Raw genomic sequence first — 25,400 nt, 5'->3', positions numbered from 1 at the left:
TTTTTATTTGTGCGTGAAACGGTTTTATTTTACTGCCATACGTACTTCCACAGTTCCTCCCAATTCAAGGATAGGCGCACCTTTTGCTATTTCTACTGCTTCTTCATAGTCGGCGGCCTTTACGATGATAAAACCACCTATTGATTCCTTGATCTCCGCATAGGGGCCATCCGTCACACTCTTATCATGCTTAAGCACCCGTCCATTACCTTCCCAGGGCTGTGTGGGTCTTGCGAGCTTACCTGCTGATTCCAGGCTGCGAAACCAGTCCCGCCAACGGCTCAGATGTGCCTGCAATTCCTCTGGCGAAGGCTGGATCTCCTTTGTTTTGAAATCCCGGCGGAACACTAATAAGAACTCATTCATATACATGTGGATTTAGTATGTCGGTGATAATAGATCAACCAAATTGGCCTACTCTGTAAGTACCTACAGCATCAGGCATTGGAAATGCAATATTAAAACGATTCCACGTATTAATGGATGAAATTGCCAGTGTCAGGTCAACAAGCTCTTCTTCAGTGAAGTGATCCTTTACCTGTGCGTAAACTTCGTCAGGTACTTCGCAGGCAGTAACAGCTTCCGCCCATGCCAGTGCAGCCCTTTCTTTTTCTGTAAAATAAGGAGTCTCTCTCCATGCGCTTATGCTGTATAAGCGCTGCTCAGTTTCTCCATGAGCGCGGGCATCTTTTGAGTGCATGTCCAGGCAATAAGCGCAGTTATTGATCTGGGAAACCCGGAAATCGACCAGTTCTATCAGTCTTTGATCCAGAGAAGACTTCTTAAGATACGCACCCATATTAAAGAGCGTTTTTAAGGCATTTTGTCCTTTTTCGTAAAAATTAACCCTTTGTTTCATTTTGCTGGTTTTTTGTTATGTGTTAATGACAATCGGTTTTGACTTATTGGACAAATTCCGGTTGATTTTTTTTGACTTTAAACAAGAATGTCGTTCTGCGCTTTTATAGGAGCCGGTAATTCCTTTTCACCCAGCATTTCCCGGAGATCTATCTCTATATTACGGCAGAGCTGGGAGATCGGAACATCATTGGGGGTGCCTTCAAAAGGATTCTCCGTGCTCTCTCCCACTTGTTCCAATGAAGTGTACATCCAGGATATAATAACACTGAATGGAATGACCAGCCAGATCATATGCCCCTTCATGAAGCCCGTCACGCCGTCGTTCAGTTTATCGAACTCCAATGTGCATATAATCTAACTAACGTTTAAAAATTCAGTGCACCCTCGCTATGCTGTTTCTTCCTCATCTTCAGGTAAATCATCCTGCATGGAAGGTTCATCCAGAAATTCACATCCTTCAGCGGAATTGTTCTCATGTATTTCTTCAAGAGCGGTTTGCACAAGTGTCACTGATGTTGCTCTCTCCGGAAAAAGCTTGTGAAGGATTTGGGTAAGTACTATCATGGCTTGTGGTTTTAAGTGATTTGTAAAAAGATTTACAATCGATGTGCCATCTGGTTAACTTGTTGATTATTATTCGTTTGTTGAGGGTTAGGATAGTGTGTAGTTCACTGTATATCGTGAATAGGCGGAGTATTCCGCGGTATATAGTGAGGTATATGCTGATTGCTTATATAAAGGTCGTTAAACTTTGAATCTACTTGTTTTAAAAATCAGATATTTTTGAGCCCTATATGAGCGATACGGATACTAAAAGACTTTCCAGGCTGACGGCCATCCTGATCCAATTGCAGACAAAGCGCCTTTTGACAGCAACAGAACTGGCTGATAAATTTTCGGTTAGTATCAGGACCATTTACAGGGATATAAAGGCATTGGAACAGGCAGGTATACCGGTCCTGACAGAAGAAGGTAAAGGATATACTTTAATGCAGGGGTACAAAATACCTCCGGTGATGTTTACCGAAAACCAGGCAAATGCCCTGATCCTGGCAGAACAACTGGTCCTGAAAAATAAGGATGCTTCATTTGTCAAAGATTATGTGGAAGCGATCGATAAGATTAAAGCTGTATTAGGATATAACGTAAGGGACAAGGCCAACCTGCTTGCCGAAAGGACGCGTTTTGATCAGAACATTAATGGCGAAAGAAATAGTAATAATCTATCAGAAATACAGTTTGCGCTTACCAACTTCAACCTGACCCAAATTGAATATACCAATGAAGCAGGGCAAATAAGCACACGATTGATTGAGCCTTTTGCACTATTAAGTGTACAGGGAAATTGGCTGCTGGTAGCCTGGTGCCGCATGCGTAATGAGTTCCGGTACTTCCGGCTGGACAGGATTAAAAAACTGCATATCCTTAGTGAAAGGTTTACCCCCCACAATATGACCCTGCAGGAATATTTTGACCGCTATTATTAATTTCTTTTTGACCCCTGACATAGGGCTGTCATACCACCCCTCATAGCTTTGCGACATCAACAAAAAAAGTAGTTTTTTATGATTAGTCAATTAGCCAATCTGAACTGGATCAGTGTTTTAGTCGCATTTGCAGGGTATTTTATACTCGGCGCCTTATGGTTCACTTTATTCTTCAGTAAGTCCTACAGGATCTCTTTAGGCCGCGAAAATGAAACCCTGCAGAACAAACCTATTTTTATAGTAGGACCTGCACTTTGCTCTCTTGTTATTACCGTGGCGAGCGCTGTATTGATCTATGCACTGAATGTTCAGTCTATTGGTGATGCGTTTAAGTTTTCTTTACTGGTAGGTATCGGGTACCTGTTTGCCAATACAGTGAACATTGCCATCAACCCGAATATTCCCCGCCCAATCCTTTATGGGATGATCAGTGGCACCTACCATTTAGTAGGGATCTTTTTTGTGAGTGTTATTTTGGTTCTTATGAAATAGTGAATAAATAATGCAAAAGAAGGCTATCGAAACTTTTTATCCCGCAGACCGTTCGCAATGGAGGCAGTGGTTACAGGAACACCACAATACAAAAGAATCCATCTGGTTAATCTATTACAAAAAGAAGGCAGATAGGGCTACGATCACCTGGAGTGATGCCGTAGATGAAGCACTTTGTTTTGGATGGATAGACAGTACTGCAAGGCCGATTGACGACGAAAAGTTTATGCAGTTCTTCACCCGGAGAAAAGCCAATAGCGTATGGTCAAAGATCAACAAAGGAAAGGTGCAGCGCTTAATAGCCGAAGGACTGATGACACCAGCCGGAGATGAATGCATCGAAGTGGCAAAGGGAAACGGTTCCTGGTCAATTTTAGATGATGTAGAGGAATTGAAGATACCTGAAGACCTGGAAAAGGCATTCAGGTCACAGCGGGGTGCAAAGGCATATTTCACAGGGCTAAGCAAGTCAGTCAGAAAAGGCATGTTGCAATGGCTTGTGCTTGCCAGGCGACCGGAAACCAGGCAAAAGAGAATTGCTGAAATAGCAGCACTCGCGGCACAACAACTCAAGCCTAAGCAGTTCAGATGAAAGAGATGTGCTGACTAAACCGCATTCGCCCCGCTGAGAAAAAATGAGTAATATTATTGAAATATTACCAGAGATGACGGACCATAAACAGGAAGCGGCAAAAGCTGCTGTGTCAATAATCAATGCCGGACAAACAATCGGGTTAGGTGGTGGCAAAACAATTGCATATCTGGCTGAGCTGCTTGCTGAAAATCCACAGTTGATGCAGTCATTGACGGTTACCAGCTCCTCATTCGAGACCAGCGTGCTATTACATGCCCAGGGATTCAGATTGGTAGCTCCTTCGTTTATCAGCCGCCTTGATATTTACTTCGATGGTTGTGACGTATTTGACGGAGCGCTGAATGCATTGAAAAGCGGAGGTGGCATTCATACCATGGAAAAGCTACTGGCATCGGCAGCTGACAGGTTTGTATTGTTGGGAGATGCCGGCAAATTTCAGGCGGCATTGAATCCTGCATTTCCTTTAGCAATAGAATTCCTGCCACAGGCCTTGACAATAGTAAAACGGAGGATAGGGGAGTTGTTCCCCGGTACACGATTTGTTCAGCGTATGAGTTCAGAAAAGAATGGTGCACTGATATCCGACAATGGTAATATGCTGGCGGATATACATTTCGATACATTTCCGGCTCCTGATCAACTGAATATCCAGGTTAAAATGATCCCGGGAATCGTAGAACATTCTTTGTTTTACGGCATGGCACATCAGGCGATAATATCGGGTGCGGATGGCGTAAGACATATTTATCCGGTATAGTCTTATCCATGGCAAGGGCCTTCAGATCGCAAGATCTGAAGGCCCTTGCCATGATATCAGGTAGCAGTGACCAGGAGCGTTCCCGCCAGATATAAATTAAGTGTATGAAATATAGTATTGAGAAATGTGAAAATAGTATGCCTTTTATAGCAAACGTTTGCATAACTTCAGCAGTGTAGCAGAAGAACCCATATGTAAGTAGAAGAACCCATAAAATCCGGAAGAGATAATTGTAACCTATATTATTGAAAACACATGTAACAAAGGTGTTGTGACATGCCTTGTTCCCTATGTTCTGTATATAATATCCCCTATTCTTTATCCTTAAAAATGACGTTATGAGAACCTTCCCTCAAAAAACTATGATGGTAAAAAAGCACGCTATTGCAAACGTATTGCTATCGCTGTTTTTACTGTTGCTGTCGCCCTTGTCCAGGGCGCAATCGCTACCTGCCAATTTTCAGCGGGTACAGGTGGTCAGTGGCATTAGTAGTCCTACTGCGCTGGCATTTCTTCCTGATGGCCGTATTCTTGTATGCCAGGAAACAGGCCAGTTACGTGTTATCAAAAACGGTAGTTTATTGTCCACGCCAGCTATCTCACTTTCTGTGAATGCCAGTGGAGAACGCGGCCTGATTGGGATTGCAGTGGATCCCAACTTCGCCACCAATCACTACATCTACCTGTATTACACCAACACTTCGGGGCCACATAACCGAGTGAGCCGTTTCACCATGACAGGCGATGTTGCCGGTGCTGAAACTGCCCTGCTGGATCTGCCAACGTTAAATGCTATTTATCACAATGGCGGTGGCTTATCTTTTGGTAACGATGGTAAGTTGTATATATCGGTAGGCGACAATAAAGTCGGCGATAATGCGAAGAACCTCGACAGCTACATGGGAAAATTGTTACGTATCAATACGGATGGTTCAGTGCCCTCCGGTAATCCCTTCAGCGGTGGCGCCGCCCGCAGTCGTGTATGGGCATATGGTCTGCGGAACCCGTTTACGAATGCTATTGATCCTGTAAGCGGCAAGATCTTCATCGATGATGTGGGTGAATCCACCTGGGAGGAGATCAACGATGCTTCTGTTAGTGGCCGCAACTTTGGCTGGCCTGATCAGGAGGGTACCTGCTCCTCCAACTGCAGTGGTTTGACGAATCCGATTTACAGGTATAGTACCAACAGGGATGGCACTCCTCCCGACGGACAAGGCTGTGCTATCAATGGTGGCACATTCTTCAATGGCGCCATCAGCAACTATCCCGCTACCTACAATGGTAAATATTTTTTCCTGGACTATTGCGGCGGATGGATCAACTACCTGAATCCTGCATCTCCTTCAAGAACGGCTTTTGCTACCGGTTTGGGCGGCGGACTTGTTTACATTAAGCAAGGTATTGATGGCAATCTTTATTTCCTCAGCAGGGATAACAGTGCGCTCTACAAACTTATTTATACAGGTACACAGGCGCCTGCCATCACGACACAGCCAGAAGCGCTCACCGTGCCACAGGGACAGAAGGCGACCTTTAACGTGATAGCTACCGGCAACCCTGCACCTACTTATCAGTGGCGTAAGAATGGCACCAACATCACCAATGCAACGGCTGCCAGTTATTCAATTACTAATGTACAACCGGCCGATTCCGGTCTTTACAGCGTAGTAGTGACCAATAGTGCCGGTAGTGTTACCAGTAGCAATGCAAAACTGACGGTTGCCAAACCAAACGTTTTGCCTGTGGCTACTATTACCGCGCCTGTGAACAATGCGAAGTTCCGTGCCGGCGATACCGTTTCATTTGCGGGTACCGGTACCGATGCTGAAGATGGCACGCTACCGGCTAATGCATTTAATTGGTGGGTTGATTTCCATCACGCGAATCATATTCACCCGGGACCTGAATTACGTGACAGTGTGAAAGCTGGAACATTTGTTATTTCAGCTGAAGGGCATACGGAAACAGACATCTGGTATCGTATTTATCTTGCTGTAAAGGATAGCAGGGGAGAGGCAGATACTACCTATGTGGAACTGTTCCCTGTAACATCCAATATAACATTGAAAACAGAGCCTGCCGGTCTGCAGCTCCGCCTCAACGATATTCCTTTTACTACACCTTATTCTTCGCCGACTTTATCCGGCATGGTAAGGACAATGGATGCGCCTTCTCCACAAACGTTGAACGGAATAACCTATGTTTTCGATCATTGGGCACATGGCGGTGCAAGGGTACAGAATATCAGGATCACTGATAACGATACCACCTTTACAGCCGTATTTAAAGCAGCACCTGCTACGATCAACCTGTCGCCAGTACAAGATGCATATGTAAGAGATGGATCAAATGCAACAACTACTTTCGGCGTTACTGATTCCACACTCCTTATTACTAAAGTAGCGCCTGCAGGGCAGTCGAATAATGGCCGCGAGTCCTATCTTACATTTGATCTGACAAATATTGCAGGTCTATCTTCTGTGGTACTGAAAGTATTTGGTAATGTGGAAGGTTCCACCGCCATTAGCGTACCGGTCGGCGTTTACCCGGTAAGCAATACTACCTGGTCAGAAAAGACGATCACCTGGAATAATAAGCCAGCTGCTGATACCACGCTGTTATCGTCTGCCATACTCACCAATGGAACGGCAAGATATTACACCTGGGATGTGACCAGCTATGCACAGCGAGAACTGGCAGCGGGTCGTAGAAAGATCACATTGGCACTGAAAAGTCAGCAGGCACACGATCCGCGCATATTACTCAATGCCAAAGAGGCAGGCGCCAATACGCCACAGCTGGCTGTCATTGCTGATTCTACTGGCGATCCAAACTGTGTTCCTGTGGTTGCGAGCAGCGACGACGGAAATGTGGCCGCAAATGCTATTGACAACGATCTGAATACCCGTTGGTCAGCCAGCGGAAACGGGCAATGGATACAGTTCTGTTTGGGTAACGCCGCTACCGTTACAGGTGTGGATATCGCGTTCTATAAGGGTGATACCCGCCGTGCATTATTTGATGTACTGGTTAGTCTGGATGGTACCAACTGGAGTAATGCAGCTACCGGCCTGCAAAGCAGCGGTACTTCACTCAGCTTTGAAAGCTTCTCTTTCACCGCCAGAACGGCGAAGTATGTACGTGTTCTCGGACATGGTAACAATGTAAACGACTGGAACAGCTATGCGGAAGTGAAAATTAAGACCACTACCAGCTTTGCTGCCAGCAAGACAGCAAGCCTGTCGGCACTCACCGTATATCCTAATCCTGCCGGAGCCACCTTTACGGTGAAGTTCAACCTGTCATCAAATGGATACACTACACTGGCCATATATGATATGAGCGGTAAACAATTGCTGGTGCCTGTGAACGGACGACTTACAGCAGGAACATACACCAAAACGGTATCCGCGGCTGCATTACCGGCAGGTATGTACCTGGTAAAACTGGTGCATAACGGTCAGGTAAGCAGTATGAAAATTATCAGGGAATAAGGCCTTTTCATAAGGACCTTCAATCAAACGAAAAGCAGCTTGTGTTATTGGAAGTAAACAGAAGACCCGCTCTCATTTGGAGCGGGTCTTCCATTTCCAGGTGACAGTTATTATAAATATCATTTCGGTTTATGGGTCGAGTCGACAGATAGCCGGTAATCGTCTTCTGTAATACCTCTTACTCCTTTACGCTTTTTAGAAGGGAGGGTACTTACGGAATCGGCTATAGGGACATGCGCGCGATACCGCTCCACAGCCTGTGAATCCGGTTTAACCGGTGGCAGGACCTGCCGGGTGGTGGAATCAAATGCCGGAACAGGAGGCAATATATCAATAATCGACACCGAGTCCTTTTTACGGAGAACAGGGACAATTGGTTTCTTTTCGACAGGTTTATCTGAGATGCTGTCGGGAACCGTTACCGGTACCTCAATCGTCGGTACAGGTTGAACTGGTATTGCTTTTTCAGGCGTATAATCTTTATGGCTGCTGAACCACCAGAGGGAAACAGCAATGGCAACCGTCGTTGCTCCTGCGAAACCATACCAGCCCTTACCATTGAATTTTGTAGCTTTTTTAGGGGTGGCAGTATTATCAGGTGTTTTATCTGAAGTATTATCTGGTGTATTTGCATCCACATCCAACTGCATCTCAATACGGGCCCAGATACTGTCCGCCATATCGGGAACAGGAACCTGGTCCAGCTTCGCTGCTATTAATTTTTCGTATGGTGTGGTTGTATTCACTAAGTTTTTATTGCCGTTAATTTTTGTTGGAGAATTTTTCTTGCCTCACTTAAATGCCATTTACTGGTTCCCTCACTGATGTTCAATTGTTCTGCAATCTCTCTGTGGGTATAGCCGTCAATGGCATACAAGACAAAGACGGCATGCGTTGCAGGCGGCAGCCGTCTCACCAGGGCCAGTATCGCGGCAGCATCTGTTTTTTCGATGACACTGTTATTAACAGATGGTTCCTCCACTGTTTCCAGTTCCACACTGCTGAAGCGACTGCGTTGTTTAACAACATCCAATGCCTCATTGATGACGATCTTTTTCAGCCAGCCATGAAAATTTCCTTTGCTTACATCGAACGACTGGATACTACGGAACATTTTAACGAAGGCATGGGCCAGGATATCCGCAGCTTCATGTTCATCGACAGCATAGCGCATCGCAATAGCCATTGCAAAGCCATAAAGCTGCCGGTACAGTTGCTCCTGCGCTTTCCTATTGCCATTTCGACAATCAATGATAATATTACTTAGATCCTGCTCCAGTTGTTAATTAGCCCGTTTACATCAATTTCTCACATTATAATACGCCTGTTCATCTCCTTTCCTGATATGCCCATCACCATTTGGTGTCGTGCACTTTCCTGGCAAAGAGAGCCGTTGTAATAGCGCTGACATTCAATTTCTCTTCAGGAGTCAGCTCATTGTAGAACCATACGTTCTGGTCAATCAGGTCAATGATCGCGATCACGCCACCATCCATGCTCAGTTCATAACCAGACAACAGCTTAAACGGCAGCTGCCCTGTTTTGCCATTCGCCAGTTCTGTTTTTTTGATACTTAATGGCTTTATAATGATTGTGTCAGTGCCGTTGGTCGCGAGTCCGTTATCTGCCTGTTTGATAAAAGTAAAAGGATTGTTATCACCTTCTTTTGCCCGGTCATACAGATTGGTCATCACCAGCTCCCAGGTAACGCTCTTCGTCGTATCTGCGCTGATAAAGGCCGAGAATATGTATTCATAATTTTGCAGTATCTCGAAGCTTTTGAAGATAGTCGGCGAGTTGGGCATTTCAAAATCATGAGTTTTAATGACCTGCTTTTCGGCAGCAAACACCTGTACGGTGGTCTTTCCGTTGGTCAATGCGTAGCGGAACCCGGCTTTTTCCTTCTCGACAACTTCAGATTTTGCGATCCCTACGCGGTTCCATAACAGGTTTTCCAGGAAAAAGCTCTGGCCCCAACCGGGATACTTAACATGTACACCTCTTTTTATTTTCGATGTGGTGATATCTGCGAATGACATCTTGTTGCCCCTGGACCCATGTACATGTTGCATAGTGGCCTGTTCCTTGAATTTTTCAGGTACTGCCAGTTTCATAGTCGTTCCGCAGGCTGTCACACAAATTAAACCAAGCATTAATGCTGCATACTTCATCTTGATGCCGTTCTCTTTATTCATTAAAATAACTACTAATTTTTTAAATCTGTATACTCCGGTATAAACCGGTACTATTAGTAATACCCCTCTTTCTTGTCAAGGGTTGGGTGACCCCTAAAAAAAATATTTTTTTCACTTTCCCCAACCCTTTGACCTAACGGAGGGGTATTACTGTTAAACACCAATAATATTCACTTAAGCGAAATGTATGAAAACAACTACTATGAAATGGGCTTTAATGGTAATGGTATCTACGAGCATGTTTGTATCCTGTAAAAAAGATAAAGATGAGGATAAACCATCCGGTTGCGAAATCAGCAAGACCAACCTTGTCGGATCTTATAAGCTTACTGCTTTAGAGTATAAGCAGAGCGCAACGGCTCAGCCTGTGAACTACCTGGCCTTTATGGAAGATTGTGAAAAGGACGATATCCTGGTGCTGGGCAACGACGGTAATTATGAAAACAAAGACGCCGGTACTGTTTGTGAGTCACATGAAGTTCAAAAGGGCACCTGGGATGTGGTAGGTCATACCATTAACATAAATGGTATGCTGCAGCAGGGTATTATTACCAGCTATGACTGTAAAACCCTGATCTGTTATGTAGAGAATGGGATCACACAGGGAGATAGAATGACATATACCCTGGTTAAACAATAACCTGTATTCACAAGAAATTACAAAACCTTGTAGGGGTTTTTCCTACCAGGCTTTGTCTAAGTTTCCGGCGTTTTTGGGGGGGACAAAGTCTGCACTCACCGTGCAGACTTATTTTGCATTAATTAAATACTTGCAATGCCATTTCTTTGAACATTTCCCGATTCCGTTCCTCTAATTGGTCTCCCAAAATGGGACAAACCGTATGCTTTCAAAGGGTACCTCATGTAAATTATTAGGGCCTTCCGTATATATGCCGTATGAGACGGTATCCTGAATGCCATTAATAAACCGCCATGGAGTATGTTGAATTTGTTGCAACCAACCTCTTTCAATATACACAGTCTTCTTTGCAAGCATTGTCTTTGATAAGTCAGAAACAATGTTTTTTATGGCACATTGAAGATCTACTGCTACAGCTAGTACGGCAAACCACTCAAATTCGGCATGCTTCAGATTATATGTTAACCTTTCGTTGCTGATACTGAAATAAATATCGGGTGCTGCTCCTAATTTTGCACACGTACCCCGGGAGGGGGTCCATATATCCATACCATGGAACTTGCGCAAGGGGGCTAGTGTAGTAATAGTCCATTTATCATGAGAACTTTTATTCCATGTCAACTTGCCCAGCTTAAGTATTTCATAGTATTGAGAATTAGGCTTAGGGATATATTGGGTTGTCCCCAGTCCGGTTTTTTTATAGAAAGAAGAGTGCCTTAATAGAGAATCGAGTTGCGGTTGAATATTTTCTTTCCATACTTTATTGCTCCATGGCGCCTGATCATTGGTAGTATCCCCAAACAAGAGGAAGAAATGGTACCTTCTGTCCCAGCTCATTACTATTCTTTTTTAAAAGGTCTGAATTTTATGATTAATTAGTCCTTTGGGGACAATTGCATAAAGGCAACATTAGCTCATTTCTGCTCAATTCTTAAATCTATCTTATCATCCATTGCTCCCAAATTTAAAACAGTAACGTTACCCATTGGATCCCATCCTTCTTGCATGGCATACAAAATGACTTGTCTGACAATATATCCCGTAATAATGAGTTGCTGCCTGAATGATTGCACTTTATCGCCATCGGGAAAAATATGTTCATTTATCAGTTTTGAATGGTAACTGAAACTGGCAGTGATTATACATTGCTGGTGCTTGACATGAATTATTGAAAGGCGTATCGAACCATCATTTCCAGTCGCATTCCAGGCATACTTTACATTGTCAACAGTGATATTTCTAAGTCCTTTTTTAGGTAATGTCATAATTCAAGATTAATGATCCAGTGGCTACTTGATTACAGAAGAGTGATGGCACAGCAGCATGATATTTTATCACCAAGGTATGAATTACCATTGTCTCTCATCTCTGGTTTATGATTTCCCTACCTGCAATGACAATCGCATAAACTGTAACACCTCTTCATTAACATCTTCCGGAAGAAGCATACGGAAATGATGGTTAAACTGGTGAGCATCGCCAGGCACCTGCACTATTTTCTGAAAACATAGATTGTCCTCATGGGGTTGTTCAAAAGGGAATACGATATGCACAAAGTTTTTGCCTAGTTGCGTAATCCATGCTACCCGCGTCTCTCCGCTGCCAATACCGATCATTGATTTGGTAGGGTATAAATATATATCACCCAGTTGTTGATATTGTTCAATGAAATGGTGGAGCAACATCAAGGTATGTTCGGATTTTCCAGCTATAAACGCCTGGAGAAGTGGGTCGTTGGAATTATGTAACATAGCTTTTGACATAAATTGTTTTAAATCAATCGACTTAAAGATAAGCAGCATTTATGGGGCGGTAAGCAGAACTTTAGAATAATTCATTTATCTGGTTTTATATTTTACTTTAGCTGCAATCTGTTTCAAAGCAGTCAAACAATGCAGTGATTATGATAAATAATATGACAGATGAGAACGATTCTTTTCGCTGGAAGATATCTAAAAATGGGATCCGGTCTGTTGCTTTTGTAAATATTGAGGTATTCCCTAATCCGCAGGGAAGGAATGAGATAGAAGAACATTATAGTGGGAAAGGCTTTGTCAGTCAGGGATACATGGAAGAAATACCAGCAATTGGTTATGATTCCTGGAAACTAGCAGCGAGGAATGGATTACAATACGCATTTTCACTGATTACTACTCACTGGACTGTACGCATACATAAGATAGAAGGGCGTAGCGTTACTGATACGAATCCAACTGTGGTTGGTTATACCGTTTTACTGGCTTTTCTGGATAAAATAGGGTTCCGGATTGACAGGGAGCAGACTGATATGTTTGAAGCATTTGTTTTGAATAGCTGGACAAAGCCATATAAGGAGCTTATCCCCGATTTTTTCAATCTTAGCTATATGGAATACCAATAAGCTGTTTTTCGACTCAGTGATGATTTAACTTGCGCTCGATGTCAATTGTACAGACACTGTCAGGACAATTGACATCGAGCGTGTAGGTATATCAGCTGGATGCTTTTTCATAGATCAACTGCGCTACGCCCAAATCCAATTGCTCCGAATGCACCAGTTTCAGTTTGCTAAGGGGAAAACCTTCTTTGAAGAATTTTTTTCGGCTACCCATGATCAAAGGATGCACCAGGAAACGATATTCATCAATAAGGTCTGCTTTGATCAGGCTATGTGCCCTGGAAACAGTGATGCCTGGAATAATTGATCTCATTTTCATAAGCTCAAGTTAGAGAATCATATCCAATATCAAAAACCAGATATGCATAGATGGGGCGCCTTTTGTCTTCTTATTCAATACCTTCTACCTCCATCAAATACTCTCCAAAATTGTTTATTTTATCAATCAGCTTAATAGACTTCTTACCCAGTTCAGTCAACATATAATCTACCCGTGGTGGCTTTGTCTGATATACCTTTCTTTGGATCATGCCTTTCTTCTCCAGGTCACGTAGCTGACTATATAACATCTTATCATTGATATGTGGAATTGTTTTTCTTAAGTCGCCATACCTGACAGCACCTTTGCGTAACGCTAACAAAATTGGCATTTTCCAGGTTCCGCCAATGAATGCCATTGTGAGTTCAATAGGATTGTAGTATAGTCTGCCCTGGTAGGTAAAGTTCGCCATACCACAAAAATACAATTTGGTGGTGGCATCTTACTTTACATACAAATAAGTATGTAAAAGCCCGCGCATTCGGTGATGATTTAATTTGCGCCAAATGTTTTGAATATGTCAGCATACAGTATCAGCAGGGAATGGCTTACGATTCCTATCTTACCTTGTGCATCCGTTGTTGAAACGCTTGATTTTTGGGTGATGTTAGGATATACGATTACCTATAAACAAACCCGGCCGTATCAATATGGTGTGGTAGAGCGCGGTGGATATGCCCTGCACTTTGGCCATGTCAAAGGATTGGATAAGCAGGCCAATTCCTTTACAGGATGTCTGGTAGTTGTGCAGGATGCAGCGGCAGTATATAATGAACTTGCCGGCCGTTTTAAGCAACATACCGGAAAAGTGCCCCATACTGGCGTCCCAAGGATGTCAAGGATGAAACCAGGTGCTACGCGTTTTACCCTGACGGATGTCTCTGGCAACGCTGTGATTTTTATCAGCCATGGCGAGCGGGATCAGGAAGACTGGGAAGCTGCCGATAAGCGTGAACAAAGCAGGATGATGAAGGCGTTGGCAGTTGCAAAGCGTTTTCGTGACTATAAAAACGATGATGTGATGGCAGCGAAAACACTTGATGTGGCCTTGAAGCATCGGGAGAGGGAGAGCCCGAAGGAAGTGGCGGAAGTACTGCTAATGCGTATAGAACTGGCAAACGCCATGAATGATGAAAAGCGGGTAGCCGAATGTAATGCTATCTTACAACAATTAGGTGTAGAAGAAGACGAACTATTGCTTATCAACAAACGGTACAAGACAATATGATTACGGCGCACCTACGATACAGGTTGAAGCCGCTTTTTGACCTGCGGAAGTAAACTCAAGTAAAGCTGCTGTGACAAGTGCAAGCAGCAGTAAGACCACGATTGCTGTTTTTCCGTGTTGTTTAATGTTTTTCATAGCCGCAAATTACTGCCGGCAGGACTAAAACAAAAGCTACTTTGGCCGAAGTGGACATATTGGGGCGCGAGCCCTGAATTGACAACGCTAAAAATTTTAACAACGGGGAACACAACTATGCCAAAAGTTGCTATTTTTATGAGGAAGAAGTTCGAGTCATATTTAAATCAGTGAACATATTATTATAAGTAATAACTTATAATGTTTCCATGTTGTATTATTTAAAGCAGTTTACGATGATCGTCATGCTGTTCTATACCAAAGGAAGTTTATTTCTTTAATTAGTCTCTATATTTCGTAGAACGATAGCGTAAGTTATGAAAGTGGCATACCTATGAGGTTTTATGACCAAAATCTTGAACAATGAAAAAAATAACTACCCAAATCGGCGTGGGGGCAATGTTATTGTTTGCCATGCTATTACCTCACTCCTTGTCTGCACAAACAGATATTGACGCGCTCATGATGTCGAAGCATGAATTTTGTATAGGACCAATGTACAGTTACAGCAGCTGGAAAAATTATTGGGAAGGAACACGGAAAAGAAACAATGAAAACCTGGGGACTGTATCCACAAAGATGCTTACCGTAATGGGTAATTATGGGATCACAAAAAAGGTAAGCGTCCTTTTTAGTGCGCCCTACGTCAAAACAAAAGCTTCTGCAGGAACATTACAAGGCCTGGATGGAATACAGGATCTTAGCCTTTTTCTGAAATGGCGCCCATTTCAAACAAAACTGGGCAACGGGAAATTATCTGTGCTGGGTATTGCCGGCGTATCTTTTCCTTTAAGCAATTATACGCCCGATTACCTGCCGCTCTCGATCGGCCTGCATAGTAAAACAGCTTTAGGACGACTCATGGTGGATTACAAGTGGAGCGACTTCTTTGCCACAGCTTCTGCCACATATCTGCTCCGGGATAATATTAAAATTGACCGGGAGTCCTATTATACCACCGAATTGCACAATACGCATGAGGTAGAAATGCCCAATGCCACGAACTATAATTTTCGGGCAGGTTTTAGAAATCAACGTTGGATAGCGGAAGCCGTAGCCAATATCTGGACGACATTAGGCGGATTTGATATTACCCGCAATAACATGCCCTTCCCCAGCAACAAAATGAATGCAACTACTATCGGTGCAAATTTTAAATATGTCCTTCCTCCCTTGCCGCAGCTATCAATAGTAGCGGGCGGTAATACCACGGTGGCCGGTAGAAATGTGGGACAAGCCACTACTGTATATGGTTCCATCTTTTACATTCTGGATTTTTCCCGGAAGTCAACATCTACTGCTCCAACCTTAAAAGCTAACTGATATGAAGAGGATAATTTTTTACTTTGTGATCGTTTTTGCAACGGCAACAATGACCAATATTGCCTGCAACAAGGATATCGAAGGAAGAACAGATAATATTCCCGCTCTTGCTCCATCCAACATCGATCTGAATGCCGGAACATGGAAGCCGGTATTACTTACATCACCATCAGAATTTGCAGTGGCAGCCCCGGGAGCTATTAATACGCCTGACTACATCGCACAGATCAATGAAATAAAATCCTGGCAGGCAAACCTGACCAACGACGAAAAAAGAATCGTACAGTACTGGAGTGCCGGAGCGGTACTACGGTGGAACGAGATATTGCGCGAGCTGGTGGCTAAACATAATTTACCGCCCTATCAGAATGACGACGGTACTTATCCGGTGCCTAGTGCCAGCAATCCCCTGGCATACCCTCAATTCCCGTTTGCCAATCCTCCCTACGCAGCAAGGGCTTACGCTTATGTAGCAGCTGCACAGTACGATGCACTTATTGCCGCCTGGTACTACAAAACGCTATACAATCGTCCGGCACCTTACAAAGTGGATAGTACCTTGAAAGTGCTGATCCCCAAATCCGACCTCCCTGCCTATCCTTCAGAAGATGCAGTATTAGCAGGAGTAGCGGCAGAAATGATGAAACTGCTTTTCCCTGGTGATCAGGAGTTTATTCAACAAAAAGCGGAAGAGCAGAAACGGGCCCGTATTATTGCAGGCGCCAATGTTCGTAGTGATATAGAAGCTGGTGAAGCTTTAGGTAAAGCGGTGGCGCAGAAATTTGTAGCAAGGGCAAGAGGGGACAGGGCCGGCGCAGCTGTAGGCAACGCTACACTTTGGAAACAACTGGAAGATGGGTGTACTGAAAAGGGAGAGATCCCCTGGAAAAGCCTTGAAACGCCCAAACGTCCTCCTATGCTGCCTTTGTTTGGAAAAGTGAAACCCTTCCTTTTCGATTCACTGACAGTGATCACATTACGTCCTGGTCCGCCACCCTCCACCTCCAGTGAAGAGATGAAGGCAGAGGTGGAAGCGGTATATTACCAGACCTCACATCCAACCCGTGAGAAGATGCGTATCATAGATTTCTGGGCCGATGGCGCAGGCACCTATACACCGGCAGGTCACTGGATGTCGATTGCTGCTGAAGACTTCATCCGGAAAAATTTTAGTGAGGTTCGTTGGGCACGTAATATGGCGCTTCTTGCCATGGCTGAAATGGATGCTGCGATCGTTTGTTGGGATGCCAAGTTCGCCTATTTCAATCCCCGCCCATGCCAGATGAACCCAAACATAAAGACACTTACAGGCGTTCCGAATTTCCCTTCCTATATATCTGGGCATTCAACGTTTAGTGGTGCTGCCGCGACAATACTAGGATATATTATTCCGGAAAGAGCTGCTGCTTACGATGCGATGGCAGAGGAAGCTGCGAAGTCCAGGTTTTATGCGGGCATTCACTATGAGAAAAGTGATTGTGCAGTAGGATTGGTTGTAGGAAAGAGTGTGGGCGATTATGCGGTGAAAAGGGCGAAGAGCGATGGAGCGGAGTGATTGAGCCTGTGTGAGGGATAGCATTTCTTGTGGAATTTGAATAAAAAAGAAAACGCCGGGTGATGAATCGCCCGGCGTTTTTTCTGATAAGCTGATAACGGAACATGTAGACATTCTGTAGACGCCTGGTGAGGCGGCTGTAGTCGATCAGTAGCCAAAGGAAGTGCCGTAAATCCTGGTGGTAGCATATTTTTGAGGATTGTCTTTCAAGACATAGTCACCCAAAACAGCGTACGAAAAAACGATAAAAAATGATGAGAAAATTAAAGCGATTAGCAGGCACACTGTTATTATTATTATTGGTTACTACCTCTATTCTTCGGGCGCAGTCATCTCCTTCGCTATTATTCATATTTGATGACTTTTCCGGTAAAAGAACTGGGCTCCACTATTGGAAAAACGGGGAAATGATCCAGTTGACGGATGGAAAAACAGATGCAGGCGCGTCAGCAATTGCTATATCTGGCAATGATGAATATATCGCCGGTTATCAGTATAACACGGGAGGGGAGACCGTTGCAACCTATTGGAAAAATAAGAAAGCAGTTACACTCACTGATGGGAAAACATATGCAAAAGCGGCCGGCATTTGCGTATCCGGACCCAATGTACACGTGATTGGAAATGATGGGAGCAAGGCGATGTATTGGAAAAATGGGATGGCCACATCGTTTGGCGAAGACGCTAAATTATATGCCATTGCCATTAGCGGAGCCGATGTTTATATAGCCGGTTACCAGGCTAATGATCAAGGGGAATATGTGGCCACTTGCTGGAAAAACGGGAAAGCAAAAGCGCTTACAGACGGTAAAAAAAGTGCAGAAGCCAGTGCTATTGCAATATCCGGAAGCGACGTTTATGTGGCAGGTTTTAAAATCGATGCGGATGGAAAGGAAGTTGCCATGTATTGGAAAAACGGTGAGCCTTTCATTCTTCCAGGGGGCTGCAGGGCAAATGCTATTGCTGTATCCGGTAATGATATATACGTAGCAGGAATTGACAGAAATCAGGCAGGCGCCAATATCGTTGTTTATTGGAAGAATGGGACAGCCTTCCCATTGACCAGTGGGAACGAAGCTGCAGGTGCTGGGGTCAAGATGATTGCTGTGGCAGGAAATGATGTTTATGTGGCCGGTTATCTTGACGGTATCGCAACATATTGGAAAAACGCAAAACCCGTAAGCCTCGATGATATAACAGGAAAAATAACCGGAATGGTTGTCAGATAAACAGTTGCAGCTACTCCTCTCCAACGAAACGACATTGAAACTACCTTATAAACGAACAGTTATTGTATCGAAACCGTACACTTTTTATTTTTTTAAATTCATAGATTGCTTGTTTTCATTATTAGTAAGCGGATGGCATTGTTCTTGGTTGACCTTGCAATTACTATATCCGGACGCTTAATGTTACTTTTCTATGTTAATGAATTATCTAAAAACTGCATGGCAGAATTTACGCAACCATAAAACCTATGCCGCAATTAATACCCTCGGGTTAGCAGTAGGTATTGCTGCCTGTCTGCTTATTTTCTTATTAGTTCAATATGAAACAAGTTTTGATAATTTTCACAAAAGCAAAGAACGTATTTATAGAGTGGTAGCGGTAACGCAAACGCCGGCTGGAGTGAACTATTCGGAAGGTAGCGCCCTTCCTGTAGCTGAAGGCCTGCGCATAGACTATCCGCAACTGGAGCACGTTGCCCGCATATATGATCGACGTGATCAGCAGGTGACCGTAGTAGATGATAATGCTAATACGGTGCAAAAAAAATTTAAAGAGAACGTGTTTTATGCCGAGCCGGAATTTTTCGACATATTCAATTTCCCCTTCCTTTCAGGCAATCCGAAAACTGCATTATCAGAACCCAATACTGCGGTGCTTACACAAGCAATAGCAGAAAAGTATTTTGGGGATTGGCATACCGCCATCAATAAATTCATTAAGTACAATAACGACCAGGTTTACAAGGTAACGGGCATTCTGAAAAATATTCCTGCCAATACTGACTTTCCCCCACAGGTTGTACTGTCTTTTAAATCTTCCGTGCGTGAGGACATTTCAATGGATTGGGCAGGCCAGGACGGATCATTAAATACCTTCATCGTGCTTCCAGAAAACATGTCGGCACAGCAGTTTGATAATGACCTTAAATCTTTTGTAAAAAAGCATGCACCTGCTGAATATGCCAACCATGGTTATATGCTACAACCGTTGAACGATATACACTACGAAAGCCGGTTCGGAACTTTTAGCGGAAAGACCTTCAGCAAAGAACTAATTGCCGCCTTGAGCCTGGTAAGCATATTTCTTTTAATTATTGCATGCATAAACTTCATCAATCTAGCTACTGCGCGGGCCGTAAACCGTTCAAAAGAAGTAGGCATCAGAAAGGTGTTAGGTAGTAGTAAGAAACAGTTGGTTGTTCAGTTTTTAAGTGAAACGTTTCTCATTACGCTGGCTTCGGTTATTATAGCCATAGGATTTGCATTTAGTGCATTGCCTTTGCTCAACCATCTCTTACAAACACCGGTGCAAATGCAGTTCTCTTTTTCACTGATTGTATTTTTACTCAGCCTCACTGTTATTGTTACCTTTTTATCAGGCTTCTATCCCGCAATTGTTTTATCCGGATTTAATCCCATCAATGTACTGAAGAATAAGTTTACCAGCAAGACGACCAGTGGGCTTGCTATGAGAAGAGTGCTGGTCGTTTCTCAATTTGCAGTTGCGCAGACTTTAATTATAGGAACATTAATTATAGTGAGCCAAATGGATCTTTTTCAAAATGCCTTCCTGGGTTTTGATAAAGATGCAATTGTTATGGTGCCTGTCGCACACGACAATAAGCGCTTATCCGAAATGGATGCTTTAAAAATGGAATTGCTACAACAGGCTGGAATAAAGAATGTAAGTTTAAGTGCCTTTAGCGCAATGGATAAAGCAAGTTGGGACAGTGATTTTAAATTTGATAATGCCATAAAGAAATCAGACTTCAAGGCCGATTTTAAGTGGGCTGACGCTGATTACTTTAAAACGTATAATATTCAGTTCATCGCCGGACAGCCGTATAGTCCCGCTGACTCTGTAAACGGATTTGTGGTCAATGAAATGATGGTAAAGAAATTAGGCTTCAAAAACCCTGAAGATATCATAGGGAGGAAAATAAATTTTTGGGATGGGAATATGGTAGCGCCGGTTGTTGGCGTAGTGAAGAATTTTAACGGTAGCTCATTGGCAACAGAAATGACGCCTGTAGTGCTGGGTTCTTTCAAAACAGTATACCGCTTACTCAATATAAAAGTAGAGCCGCAACATGTGAAGCAAACGTTAGCGACAATAGAAAGAATTTGGAACAAGACTTACCCTGATTTTATATATGAATACCAGTTCCTCGATGATAAGATCGCCAGCTTTTACAAGCAGGAACGCCAGCTCTCGCAATTGTTTAAGATATCTGCAGGTATTGCCATATTTATATCCTGTCTTGGCTTGTATGGCTTTGTTTCATTCATGGCAGTGCAGCGTAGAAAAGAAGTAGGCATTAGAAAGGTTTTAGGTGCATCAGTAAGCAACATCATTTATTTAATCTCCAGGGAATTTACACTGCTTATTGGCATTGCCTTTTTAATCGCAACGCCATTGGCTTACTATATAATGCATCAATGGCTGCAACACTTTGCATATAGAATAGATATTGGTATCGGAATATTTTTGTCAACCATTCTTGTCTCTGAGATTATCGCGTGGCTTACTGTTGGTTATCAGGCTATAAAGGCAGCGATGGCAAACCCGGTGAAGAGTTTGAGAATGGAATGATCATCTTTATCGAATTCGCTTGATCATAGCAAAAGAGGGCGTCTAAAGGCGTCCTCTTTTTATTTTAGGGATGTTTCCCCGATATGAATACCATGAGGGATCTACCACCTGATGCTGCGGGAGCATCATCTTCGAACTTTGTGAGAGCTCTCCCGAACTATACTGATATTGCTTTTTAATCTTTTGGATAGTCCGTACTGCCAGATATGCTCTCCCATTCATCTACTTCTTTGCCAGCCTGCACTGTTTTGGCCCGGAAGGCAGCTACCGCATCTGATCCCAGTGGTAAATGTATTGGTGGGTTTTCACTCGCAGCCAGCTTGAGGATTACCTGTGCCAGCCTTACCGGGTCGCCTGGCTGGTTGCCGTCTATTTGGCTGATGAACCCTCTTACATATCCTACGGTATCTTTGTATGCATCAATGACTTTCTCTGCCGCCTGATAGGATTCAGTGGAGGCGAATTTTGTTCTGAAATACCCTGGTGCCGCTGTTGTAACATGTATACCCAGTGGTTTTACTTCCAGTGCAAGACCCTCGGTTATACCTTCTACTGCGAATTTGGTAGAACCATACAGCCCGAATCCGGGTACGGAGGCTATATAGCCAAGTAAGGAAGATATGTTGATGATATGTCCTGATTTCTGGCTGCGCATGTAGGGTAAAATAGCCCTGGTAACGTTCAGTAACCCGAAAACATTTGTATCGTATTGCTTTCTTACTTCCAGGTCAGATACTTCTTCAGTAGCACCAAGCAGGCCATAGCCGGCATTATTCACCAATACATCTACCCGGCCAAATTTTTTTATTGCATCCTGCACGCCTTGTTTCACCTGATCTTCTTTGGTTACATCGAGTGTTACAACCAGTGCGTCATTTTCATTTTTCAGAGTAGACCTTAACTGATCAGCGTTGCTTCTGACTGTTGCGACTACTTTATCACCTGCTGTAAGCGCAGCTTTGGCAATTTCCAATCCAAAACCTTTTGATGCGCCTGTTATGAACCATATTTTCTGCGTTTTCATGATATGATCTTTTATTGTCGTTTTAGAATGAGAGCAGATATTTAGTGTCCATGGGCTTCGTTTGACACTTCACTCCAGGTATCCCATTCCGCATAGCGGGTTTGATACACCTGTTTTACCCAGGGATATGCCTTGCTGCCAAGGAATAACCGTAACGGCGGATTTTCACTATCTACCAGTTTTAAGATCGCCTCGGCAGTTGCTTCCGGTTTACCGAAGAAGTCAGGGGTAAAGCCAGCCTGTAGATCTGATTTAACCTGATCATAAATAGGGTTTGCCGACGTATGAATAGCTGAAGCGCCACCCCAGTCGGTTGAAAAAGCATTTGGTTCTACCATAGAGACCTTTATACCGAATTGTGCAACTTCCGGTGCTAAGGATTCTGTTAAACCTTCTACCGCAAACTTAGACGCATTGTATAATCCTAGTGTTGGAACGGTTACCACTCCCAGTACGCTTGATAACTGGATAATATGGCCGCTTTTTTGTTCGCGCATAATTGGTAGTACTGCCTGTGTTACCCAAAGCAGGCCGAAGAAATTTGTTTCCATCTGTTCGCGTGCTTCTTGCTCGGTAGTTTCTTCAATAGCACCGAACAAACCATAACCGGCGTTATTTATCAGCACATCAATAGCGCCAAAGTGTTGTCTCCCTGCATTAACTGCAGCAAAGACTGCGTTGCGGTCATTCACGTCAAGTTTAAGGGGGAATACATTTTCTCCGTAACTTTTTACTAAGTCATTCAGATGGCTGATATCGCGGGCTGTAGCAATTACTTTATCACCGCGTTTCAAAAATGCTTCTGCCCAGATTTTGCCAAATCCGCGTGAGGCTCCTGTAATGAAAATTATCTTTGACATCGTTTTATGTTTTGATTACGATGTAAAATTCGCGATGAAAATTGAGATGACTACGTGACATACATCACGTTGGCAGCAGGGAGACAATATTGTGATGTAGATCACATTGGAACTACTGGCGCTACCACGGTGGTCTGATTTATGGGAAGATATTCAGTCGCCCGAAATTTCTTTAAGTGCTATTAAAGTCTTACATTTCTTTAAATAAAGTTAACCAGTTATGAAGCTTAAATTAATCTTATCCTGTTTGCTTTTAACCACTAGTTTAATTGCCTTTAGTCAGGAAAAGCAGCCTGGAAAATCTAAGGAACACAATACTGATATTACTGAAAAAGGCTTAATTAAGATCTCTATCATGTACCCTTATGCCGAAGGCAAGACCTTCAATATGGAGTATTATGAAACTAAACACATGCCTATGGTGGCGGGCTTTTTAGGGTCAAATCTGGTTAAATATACCATTGAAAAAGGGCTCTCCAGTGGTATTCCCAACCAACCTTTGCCTTTTATGGCTATCGGCACTTTCTATGTAAAAAGCTTAAGTGAGTATCAGGCGGCTATCGCTCCAAATAGAGACGCGATTCGTGCAGATTTTGTGAATTATACGAATGCTATGCCTGTCATTTTGGTGAGTGAAGTCGTGAAATAGGGGCTTAGACTTCGCAGGCACTTCATACAAACAAAAAGCCCGACTTCTATTAGATTAGAAGCCGGGCTTTTGTGACTCCGGATGTGCGAAACTCAAACCTGATTACATATGATCTAACAAATCAGTTTGAGCACGTCTTCCCTTTAATATTTATTTGGCTGACAGGGCCTGTATCCTTGCAGCTGCGTGTTTATTCTGCGGCTCTAATGCGACCACTTTCCTATAATTGGCAAGGGCTTCAATCAGGAGCAGTTGGTCAGGAAGTATACGGTGCAGGTAATGCATTCGGGATAGTGCCAGGACATTATTTCCCGGTGCCTGATGCCGGTTTCTTTATTTTTGTAGATTATCCGGTGTCGAATTTCGATACTTCACAAAGCAGGTCGGCATCGTTTGATGTACTCGGTAGTAAACATATCAATTGTAGGCTTGTTATTGTGAAAAAGGAAGATGTAGACTTGCCGCAGTTTACCTTTAGATTACAGAGAGAAGAGATCCCACTGGAAGCCAGCTTGTTAAACGGAGGGCATCTTGCGTACCCTCCCAACATTACTTTACCTGGCGTTATTATGCTACTTTTTTCTCAGTCCATATCGACTAAGCTCAGAGTGCCTGGAAAGTAAAATTGTAATTCGAGCTTGCTTTGAGGGGACGCAGAATCAGGCTACATTAAAGTTCAGAAGTGATAAATCGTTCGAACTGAATTGGACAGGAATTTTCTTCGACATGTGGTATCTTGGAACATGGAAGCAGGATGGTAATGTTCTGTATTTGAAGTATAACACCGAGAAACCCCAGCGCTTAGGGGATACGCTGTGGATAAAAGATGGATACTTATACGAGAATGATCGGTTATCCCGGTTATCAAATGAAGAGAACATCCCTATGTTTTATTTGGGATATTGCAGGCATGAAAACTAGAGATGTCGGACTTTGGATGTTTGTTTTTGTTTTGCAATAGCGATGTGCTTCTTTTAAACAAATAGTGGACTTAAAAGCCTTGTAAGAAGGAAAAAATACAGATCATATAAAGGTCTGCAGGGGAAAATAGCAACCAATTTACTTATCCTCTGATATCGTATCATATACAAAGCTCAACCTCGATCGTATATCCTCGTCGTCTTCCAGCCAATTGCGGAAGAAGGAGCGCTCATAGTATTCTCCTTCCTCACTACCGTATTCGCTATATATTTTTTCCTTTCGATCGATAGTATGAAGGATTCTCAGGAACTCTCTATGCTCTGGCGTAAAATTTATCGAATATTTTTCCTGTACATGGTCAATCTATTCATCGCTCATACCGATCCACTTAGCTCCATATGCCCACTGCGGACATTTATCTTCGTTTGTTGTGGTTTTAGGATCCTGGCTCCAATAATTTTCGGTTTGATTCTTCAACCAATATAAAAAATCGGTATAGTTTTCTGGTATAGGTCCCATAAGTAGTTCAATATCTTTTTTTGGGGCAATGTCATTACCCAAAATGGGGTATAAAGTTAATTGGATTTCTGGAAGATGCGTAGTTTGTGAATATAGCTTCCATGAAATGAAAAATGGGATGCCAGATGCCACTTCCTTCAGAAT

30 protein-coding genes are annotated in these 25,400 nt (G+C 43.3%); 14 read left to right on the top strand and 16 right to left on the bottom strand.

The features are described 5' to 3' along the window. Positions 1-24: 24 nt before the first annotated feature. The 4 genes from CLV42_RS09385 to CLV42_RS33880 form a co-directional block, all read right to left on the bottom strand. Positions 25-366 (bottom strand): YciI family protein, encoded by a 342-nt coding sequence (locus tag CLV42_RS09385; RefSeq protein WP_106601647.1) that lies wholly within the window; start codon positions 364-366, stop codon positions 25-27. 34 nt (positions 367-400) lie between these two features. Further along, positions 401-859, bottom strand: a complete 459-nt coding sequence (locus CLV42_RS09380) for a carboxymuconolactone decarboxylase family protein (RefSeq protein ID WP_106601646.1) — start codon at positions 857-859, stop codon at positions 401-403. A gap of 77 nt (positions 860-936) precedes the next feature. Further along, entirely contained in the window at positions 937-1,203 is a 267-nt protein-coding gene (locus CLV42_RS09375) for a bestrophin family protein (protein ID WP_211303419.1), read from the bottom strand. 45 nt (positions 1,204-1,248) lie between these two features. Beyond that, entirely contained in the window at positions 1,249-1,425 is a 177-nt protein-coding gene (locus CLV42_RS33880) for a hypothetical protein (RefSeq protein WP_170117446.1), read from the bottom strand. A gap of 230 nt (positions 1,426-1,655) precedes the next feature. Here CLV42_RS33880 and CLV42_RS09370 point away from each other — a divergent pair, with 230 nt between their 5' ends. The 5 genes from CLV42_RS09370 to CLV42_RS09350 all read left to right on the top strand — a co-directional run bounded on the left by CLV42_RS09370 (position 1,656) and on the right by CLV42_RS09350 (position 7,689). Beyond that, positions 1,656-2,348: a helix-turn-helix transcriptional regulator gene (locus CLV42_RS09370; protein ID WP_106601645.1), complete on the top strand. Its 693-nt coding sequence runs from the start codon at positions 1,656-1,658 to the stop codon at positions 2,346-2,348. Between the two features lie 78 nt (positions 2,349-2,426). Further along, on the top strand, positions 2,427-2,840 hold the full coding sequence (locus CLV42_RS09365) for a DUF1761 domain-containing protein (RefSeq protein ID WP_106601644.1): 414 nt from the start codon (positions 2,427-2,429) through the stop codon (positions 2,838-2,840). A gap of 10 nt (positions 2,841-2,850) precedes the next feature. After that, positions 2,851-3,432, top strand: coding sequence for a YdeI/OmpD-associated family protein (locus CLV42_RS09360; RefSeq protein WP_106601643.1), 582 nt, complete (start codon positions 2,851-2,853; stop codon positions 3,430-3,432). A gap of 73 nt (positions 3,433-3,505) precedes the next feature. Beyond that, positions 3,506-4,192 (top strand): ribose 5-phosphate isomerase A, encoded by a 687-nt coding sequence (gene rpiA / locus CLV42_RS09355; protein WP_211303418.1) that lies wholly within the window; start codon positions 3,506-3,508, stop codon positions 4,190-4,192. Between the two features lie 338 nt (positions 4,193-4,530). Beyond that, positions 4,531-7,689 (top strand): PQQ-dependent sugar dehydrogenase, encoded by a 3,159-nt coding sequence (locus CLV42_RS09350; RefSeq protein WP_106601641.1) that lies wholly within the window; start codon positions 4,531-4,533, stop codon positions 7,687-7,689. Between the two features lie 119 nt (positions 7,690-7,808). Here the strand turns inward: CLV42_RS09350 and CLV42_RS09345 are convergent, their stop codons facing one another. The 3 genes from CLV42_RS09345 to CLV42_RS09335 form a co-directional block, all read right to left on the bottom strand. Beyond that, positions 7,809-8,435, bottom strand: a complete 627-nt coding sequence (locus tag CLV42_RS09345; RefSeq protein ID WP_106601640.1) for a hypothetical protein — start codon at positions 8,433-8,435, stop codon at positions 7,809-7,811. Continuing rightward, positions 8,435-8,968: an RNA polymerase sigma factor gene (locus CLV42_RS09340; RefSeq protein WP_106601639.1), complete on the bottom strand. Its 534-nt coding sequence runs from the start codon at positions 8,966-8,968 to the stop codon at positions 8,435-8,437. The genes CLV42_RS09345 and CLV42_RS09340 overlap by 1 nt, the downstream gene beginning before the upstream one ends. Before the next feature lie 73 nt (positions 8,969-9,041). Next, on the bottom strand, positions 9,042-9,884 hold the full coding sequence (locus CLV42_RS09335; RefSeq protein ID WP_106601638.1) for a hypothetical protein: 843 nt from the start codon (positions 9,882-9,884) through the stop codon (positions 9,042-9,044). Positions 9,885-10,071: 187 nt separating this feature from the next. Between CLV42_RS09335 and CLV42_RS09330 the strand changes: the two genes are divergently transcribed. Next, entirely contained in the window at positions 10,072-10,524 is a 453-nt protein-coding gene (locus CLV42_RS09330) for a lipocalin family protein (RefSeq protein ID WP_106601637.1), read from the top strand. 171 nt (positions 10,525-10,695) lie between these two features. On the opposite strand, the gene CLV42_RS09325 is transcribed toward CLV42_RS09330, so the two are convergent. From CLV42_RS09325 to CLV42_RS09315, 3 genes are all read right to left on the bottom strand, one after another. Then, positions 10,696-11,361 (bottom strand): hypothetical protein, encoded by a 666-nt coding sequence (locus CLV42_RS09325; protein ID WP_106601636.1) that lies wholly within the window; start codon positions 11,359-11,361, stop codon positions 10,696-10,698. 77 nt (positions 11,362-11,438) lie between these two features. Continuing rightward, positions 11,439-11,789: a hypothetical protein gene (locus CLV42_RS09320; protein WP_106601635.1), complete on the bottom strand. Its 351-nt coding sequence runs from the start codon at positions 11,787-11,789 to the stop codon at positions 11,439-11,441. 108 nt (positions 11,790-11,897) lie between these two features. Next, positions 11,898-12,287, bottom strand: a complete 390-nt coding sequence (locus tag CLV42_RS09315) for a hypothetical protein (protein WP_106601933.1) — start codon at positions 12,285-12,287, stop codon at positions 11,898-11,900. 140 nt (positions 12,288-12,427) lie between these two features. Between CLV42_RS09315 and CLV42_RS09310 the strand changes: the two genes are divergently transcribed. Continuing rightward, positions 12,428-12,904, top strand: a complete 477-nt coding sequence (locus CLV42_RS09310) for a hypothetical protein (RefSeq protein ID WP_106601634.1) — start codon at positions 12,428-12,430, stop codon at positions 12,902-12,904. 91 nt (positions 12,905-12,995) lie between these two features. Here the strand turns inward: CLV42_RS09310 and CLV42_RS09305 are convergent, their stop codons facing one another. Next, positions 12,996-13,220: a dihydrofolate reductase family protein gene (locus CLV42_RS09305; RefSeq protein ID WP_106601633.1), complete on the bottom strand. Its 225-nt coding sequence runs from the start codon at positions 13,218-13,220 to the stop codon at positions 12,996-12,998. 70 nt (positions 13,221-13,290) lie between these two features. Then, complete coding sequence (locus CLV42_RS09300; RefSeq protein WP_106601632.1) at positions 13,291-13,632, bottom strand: winged helix-turn-helix transcriptional regulator; 342 nt, start codon at positions 13,630-13,632, stop codon at positions 13,291-13,293. A 105-nt stretch (positions 13,633-13,737) separates the two neighbouring features. Between CLV42_RS09300 and CLV42_RS09295 the strand changes: the two genes are divergently transcribed. Then, positions 13,738-14,448, top strand: a complete 711-nt coding sequence (locus CLV42_RS09295) for a VOC family protein (protein WP_106601631.1) — start codon at positions 13,738-13,740, stop codon at positions 14,446-14,448. Here CLV42_RS09295 and CLV42_RS34430 read toward each other — a convergent pair whose 3' ends face one another. Next, entirely contained in the window at positions 14,449-14,583 is a 135-nt protein-coding gene (locus CLV42_RS34430) for a hypothetical protein (protein WP_262509993.1), read from the bottom strand. A 363-nt stretch (positions 14,584-14,946) separates the two neighbouring features. On the opposite strand from CLV42_RS34430, the gene CLV42_RS09290 reads away from it, so the two are divergent. From CLV42_RS09290 to CLV42_RS09275, 4 genes are all read left to right on the top strand, one after another. Continuing rightward, on the top strand, positions 14,947-15,906 hold the full coding sequence (locus tag CLV42_RS09290) for a transporter (RefSeq protein ID WP_106601630.1): 960 nt from the start codon (positions 14,947-14,949) through the stop codon (positions 15,904-15,906). Between the two features lies 1 nt (position 15,907). Then, the gene (locus CLV42_RS09285; protein WP_106601629.1) at positions 15,908-17,461 is read left to right on the top strand and encodes a phosphatase PAP2 family protein; all 1,554 of its coding nucleotides are present in this window, start codon (positions 15,908-15,910) and stop codon (positions 17,459-17,461) included. Between the two features lie 251 nt (positions 17,462-17,712). Then, on the top strand, positions 17,713-18,690 hold the full coding sequence (locus CLV42_RS09280; protein ID WP_146154353.1) for a hypothetical protein: 978 nt from the start codon (positions 17,713-17,715) through the stop codon (positions 18,688-18,690). A 193-nt stretch (positions 18,691-18,883) separates the two neighbouring features. Continuing rightward, on the top strand, positions 18,884-21,283 hold the full coding sequence (locus tag CLV42_RS09275) for an ABC transporter permease (protein WP_106601627.1): 2,400 nt from the start codon (positions 18,884-18,886) through the stop codon (positions 21,281-21,283). 175 nt (positions 21,284-21,458) lie between these two features. Here the strand turns inward: CLV42_RS09275 and CLV42_RS09270 are convergent, their stop codons facing one another. Beyond that, positions 21,459-22,307: an oxidoreductase gene (locus CLV42_RS09270; RefSeq protein ID WP_106601626.1), complete on the bottom strand. Its 849-nt coding sequence runs from the start codon at positions 22,305-22,307 to the stop codon at positions 21,459-21,461. A gap of 41 nt (positions 22,308-22,348) precedes the next feature. Beyond that, the gene (locus CLV42_RS09265) at positions 22,349-23,167 is read right to left on the bottom strand and encodes an SDR family NAD(P)-dependent oxidoreductase (protein WP_106601625.1); all 819 of its coding nucleotides are present in this window, start codon (positions 23,165-23,167) and stop codon (positions 22,349-22,351) included. 220 nt (positions 23,168-23,387) lie between these two features. Here CLV42_RS09265 and CLV42_RS09260 point away from each other — a divergent pair, with 220 nt between their 5' ends. Then, positions 23,388-23,816 (top strand): EthD family reductase, encoded by a 429-nt coding sequence (locus CLV42_RS09260; protein WP_106601624.1) that lies wholly within the window; start codon positions 23,388-23,390, stop codon positions 23,814-23,816. A gap of 206 nt (positions 23,817-24,022) precedes the next feature. Then, the gene (locus CLV42_RS33680) at positions 24,023-24,439 is read left to right on the top strand and encodes a hypothetical protein (protein ID WP_146154352.1); all 417 of its coding nucleotides are present in this window, start codon (positions 24,023-24,025) and stop codon (positions 24,437-24,439) included. A 661-nt stretch (positions 24,440-25,100) separates the two neighbouring features. On the opposite strand, the gene CLV42_RS33675 is transcribed toward CLV42_RS33680, so the two are convergent. Further along, positions 25,101-25,388: a hypothetical protein gene (locus CLV42_RS33675; RefSeq protein WP_146154351.1), complete on the bottom strand. Its 288-nt coding sequence runs from the start codon at positions 25,386-25,388 to the stop codon at positions 25,101-25,103. Between the last annotated feature and the right edge of the window lie 12 nt (positions 25,389-25,400).

Source organism: Chitinophaga ginsengisoli, assembly GCF_003014595.1.
Taxonomy (GTDB): Bacteria; Bacteroidota; Bacteroidia; order Chitinophagales; family Chitinophagaceae; genus Chitinophaga; species Chitinophaga ginsengisoli.
The sequence above is the reverse complement of the archived record's forward strand: the minus strand, read 5'-3'. Positions and strand labels throughout refer to the sequence as shown.

Coding starts and splice junctions, on each gene's coding strand:
- CLV42_RS09385 (WP_106601647.1), bottom strand. CDS start 366: ATGAATGAGTTCTTATTAGTGTTCCGCCGGGATTTCAAAACAAAGGAG.
- CLV42_RS09380 (WP_106601646.1), bottom strand. CDS start 859: ATGAAACAAAGGGTTAATTTTTACGAAAAAGGACAAAATGCCTTAAAA.
- CLV42_RS33880 (WP_170117446.1), bottom strand. CDS start 1,425: ATGATAGTACTTACCCAAATCCTTCACAAGCTTTTTCCGGAGAGAGCA.
- CLV42_RS09370 (WP_106601645.1), top strand. CDS start 1,656: ATGAGCGATACGGATACTAAAAGACTTTCCAGGCTGACGGCCATCCTG.
- CLV42_RS09365 (WP_106601644.1), top strand. CDS start 2,427: ATGATTAGTCAATTAGCCAATCTGAACTGGATCAGTGTTTTAGTCGCA.
- CLV42_RS09360 (WP_106601643.1), top strand. CDS start 2,851: ATGCAAAAGAAGGCTATCGAAACTTTTTATCCCGCAGACCGTTCGCAA.
- rpiA (WP_211303418.1), top strand. CDS start 3,506: ATGACGGACCATAAACAGGAAGCGGCAAAAGCTGCTGTGTCAATAATC.
- CLV42_RS09350 (WP_106601641.1), top strand. CDS start 4,531: ATGAGAACCTTCCCTCAAAAAACTATGATGGTAAAAAAGCACGCTATT.
- CLV42_RS09335 (WP_106601638.1), bottom strand. CDS start 9,884: ATGAATAAAGAGAACGGCATCAAGATGAAGTATGCAGCATTAATGCTT.
- CLV42_RS09330 (WP_106601637.1), top strand. CDS start 10,072: ATGAAAACAACTACTATGAAATGGGCTTTAATGGTAATGGTATCTACG.
- CLV42_RS09325 (WP_106601636.1), bottom strand. CDS start 11,361: ATGAGCTGGGACAGAAGGTACCATTTCTTCCTCTTGTTTGGGGATACT.
- CLV42_RS09320 (WP_106601635.1), bottom strand. CDS start 11,789: ATGACATTACCTAAAAAAGGACTTAGAAATATCACTGTTGACAATGTA.
- CLV42_RS09315 (WP_106601933.1), bottom strand. CDS start 12,287: ATGTCAAAAGCTATGTTACATAATTCCAACGACCCACTTCTCCAGGCG.
- CLV42_RS09310 (WP_106601634.1), top strand. CDS start 12,428: ATGATAAATAATATGACAGATGAGAACGATTCTTTTCGCTGGAAGATA.
- CLV42_RS09305 (WP_106601633.1), bottom strand. CDS start 13,220: ATGAAAATGAGATCAATTATTCCAGGCATCACTGTTTCCAGGGCACAT.
- CLV42_RS09300 (WP_106601632.1), bottom strand. CDS start 13,632: ATGGCGAACTTTACCTACCAGGGCAGACTATACTACAATCCTATTGAA.
- CLV42_RS09295 (WP_106601631.1), top strand. CDS start 13,738: ATGTCAGCATACAGTATCAGCAGGGAATGGCTTACGATTCCTATCTTA.
- CLV42_RS34430 (WP_262509993.1), bottom strand. CDS start 14,583: ATGAAAAACATTAAACAACACGGAAAAACAGCAATCGTGGTCTTACTG.
- CLV42_RS09290 (WP_106601630.1), top strand. CDS start 14,947: ATGAAAAAAATAACTACCCAAATCGGCGTGGGGGCAATGTTATTGTTT.
- CLV42_RS09285 (WP_106601629.1), top strand. CDS start 15,908: ATGAAGAGGATAATTTTTTACTTTGTGATCGTTTTTGCAACGGCAACA.
- CLV42_RS09280 (WP_146154353.1), top strand. CDS start 17,713: ATGATGAGAAAATTAAAGCGATTAGCAGGCACACTGTTATTATTATTA.
- CLV42_RS09275 (WP_106601627.1), top strand. CDS start 18,884: ATGTTAATGAATTATCTAAAAACTGCATGGCAGAATTTACGCAACCAT.
- CLV42_RS09270 (WP_106601626.1), bottom strand. CDS start 22,307: ATGAAAACGCAGAAAATATGGTTCATAACAGGCGCATCAAAAGGTTTT.
- CLV42_RS09265 (WP_106601625.1), bottom strand. CDS start 23,167: ATGTCAAAGATAATTTTCATTACAGGAGCCTCACGCGGATTTGGCAAA.
- CLV42_RS09260 (WP_106601624.1), top strand. CDS start 23,388: ATGAAGCTTAAATTAATCTTATCCTGTTTGCTTTTAACCACTAGTTTA.
- CLV42_RS33680 (WP_146154352.1), top strand. CDS start 24,023: ATGCGACCACTTTCCTATAATTGGCAAGGGCTTCAATCAGGAGCAGTT.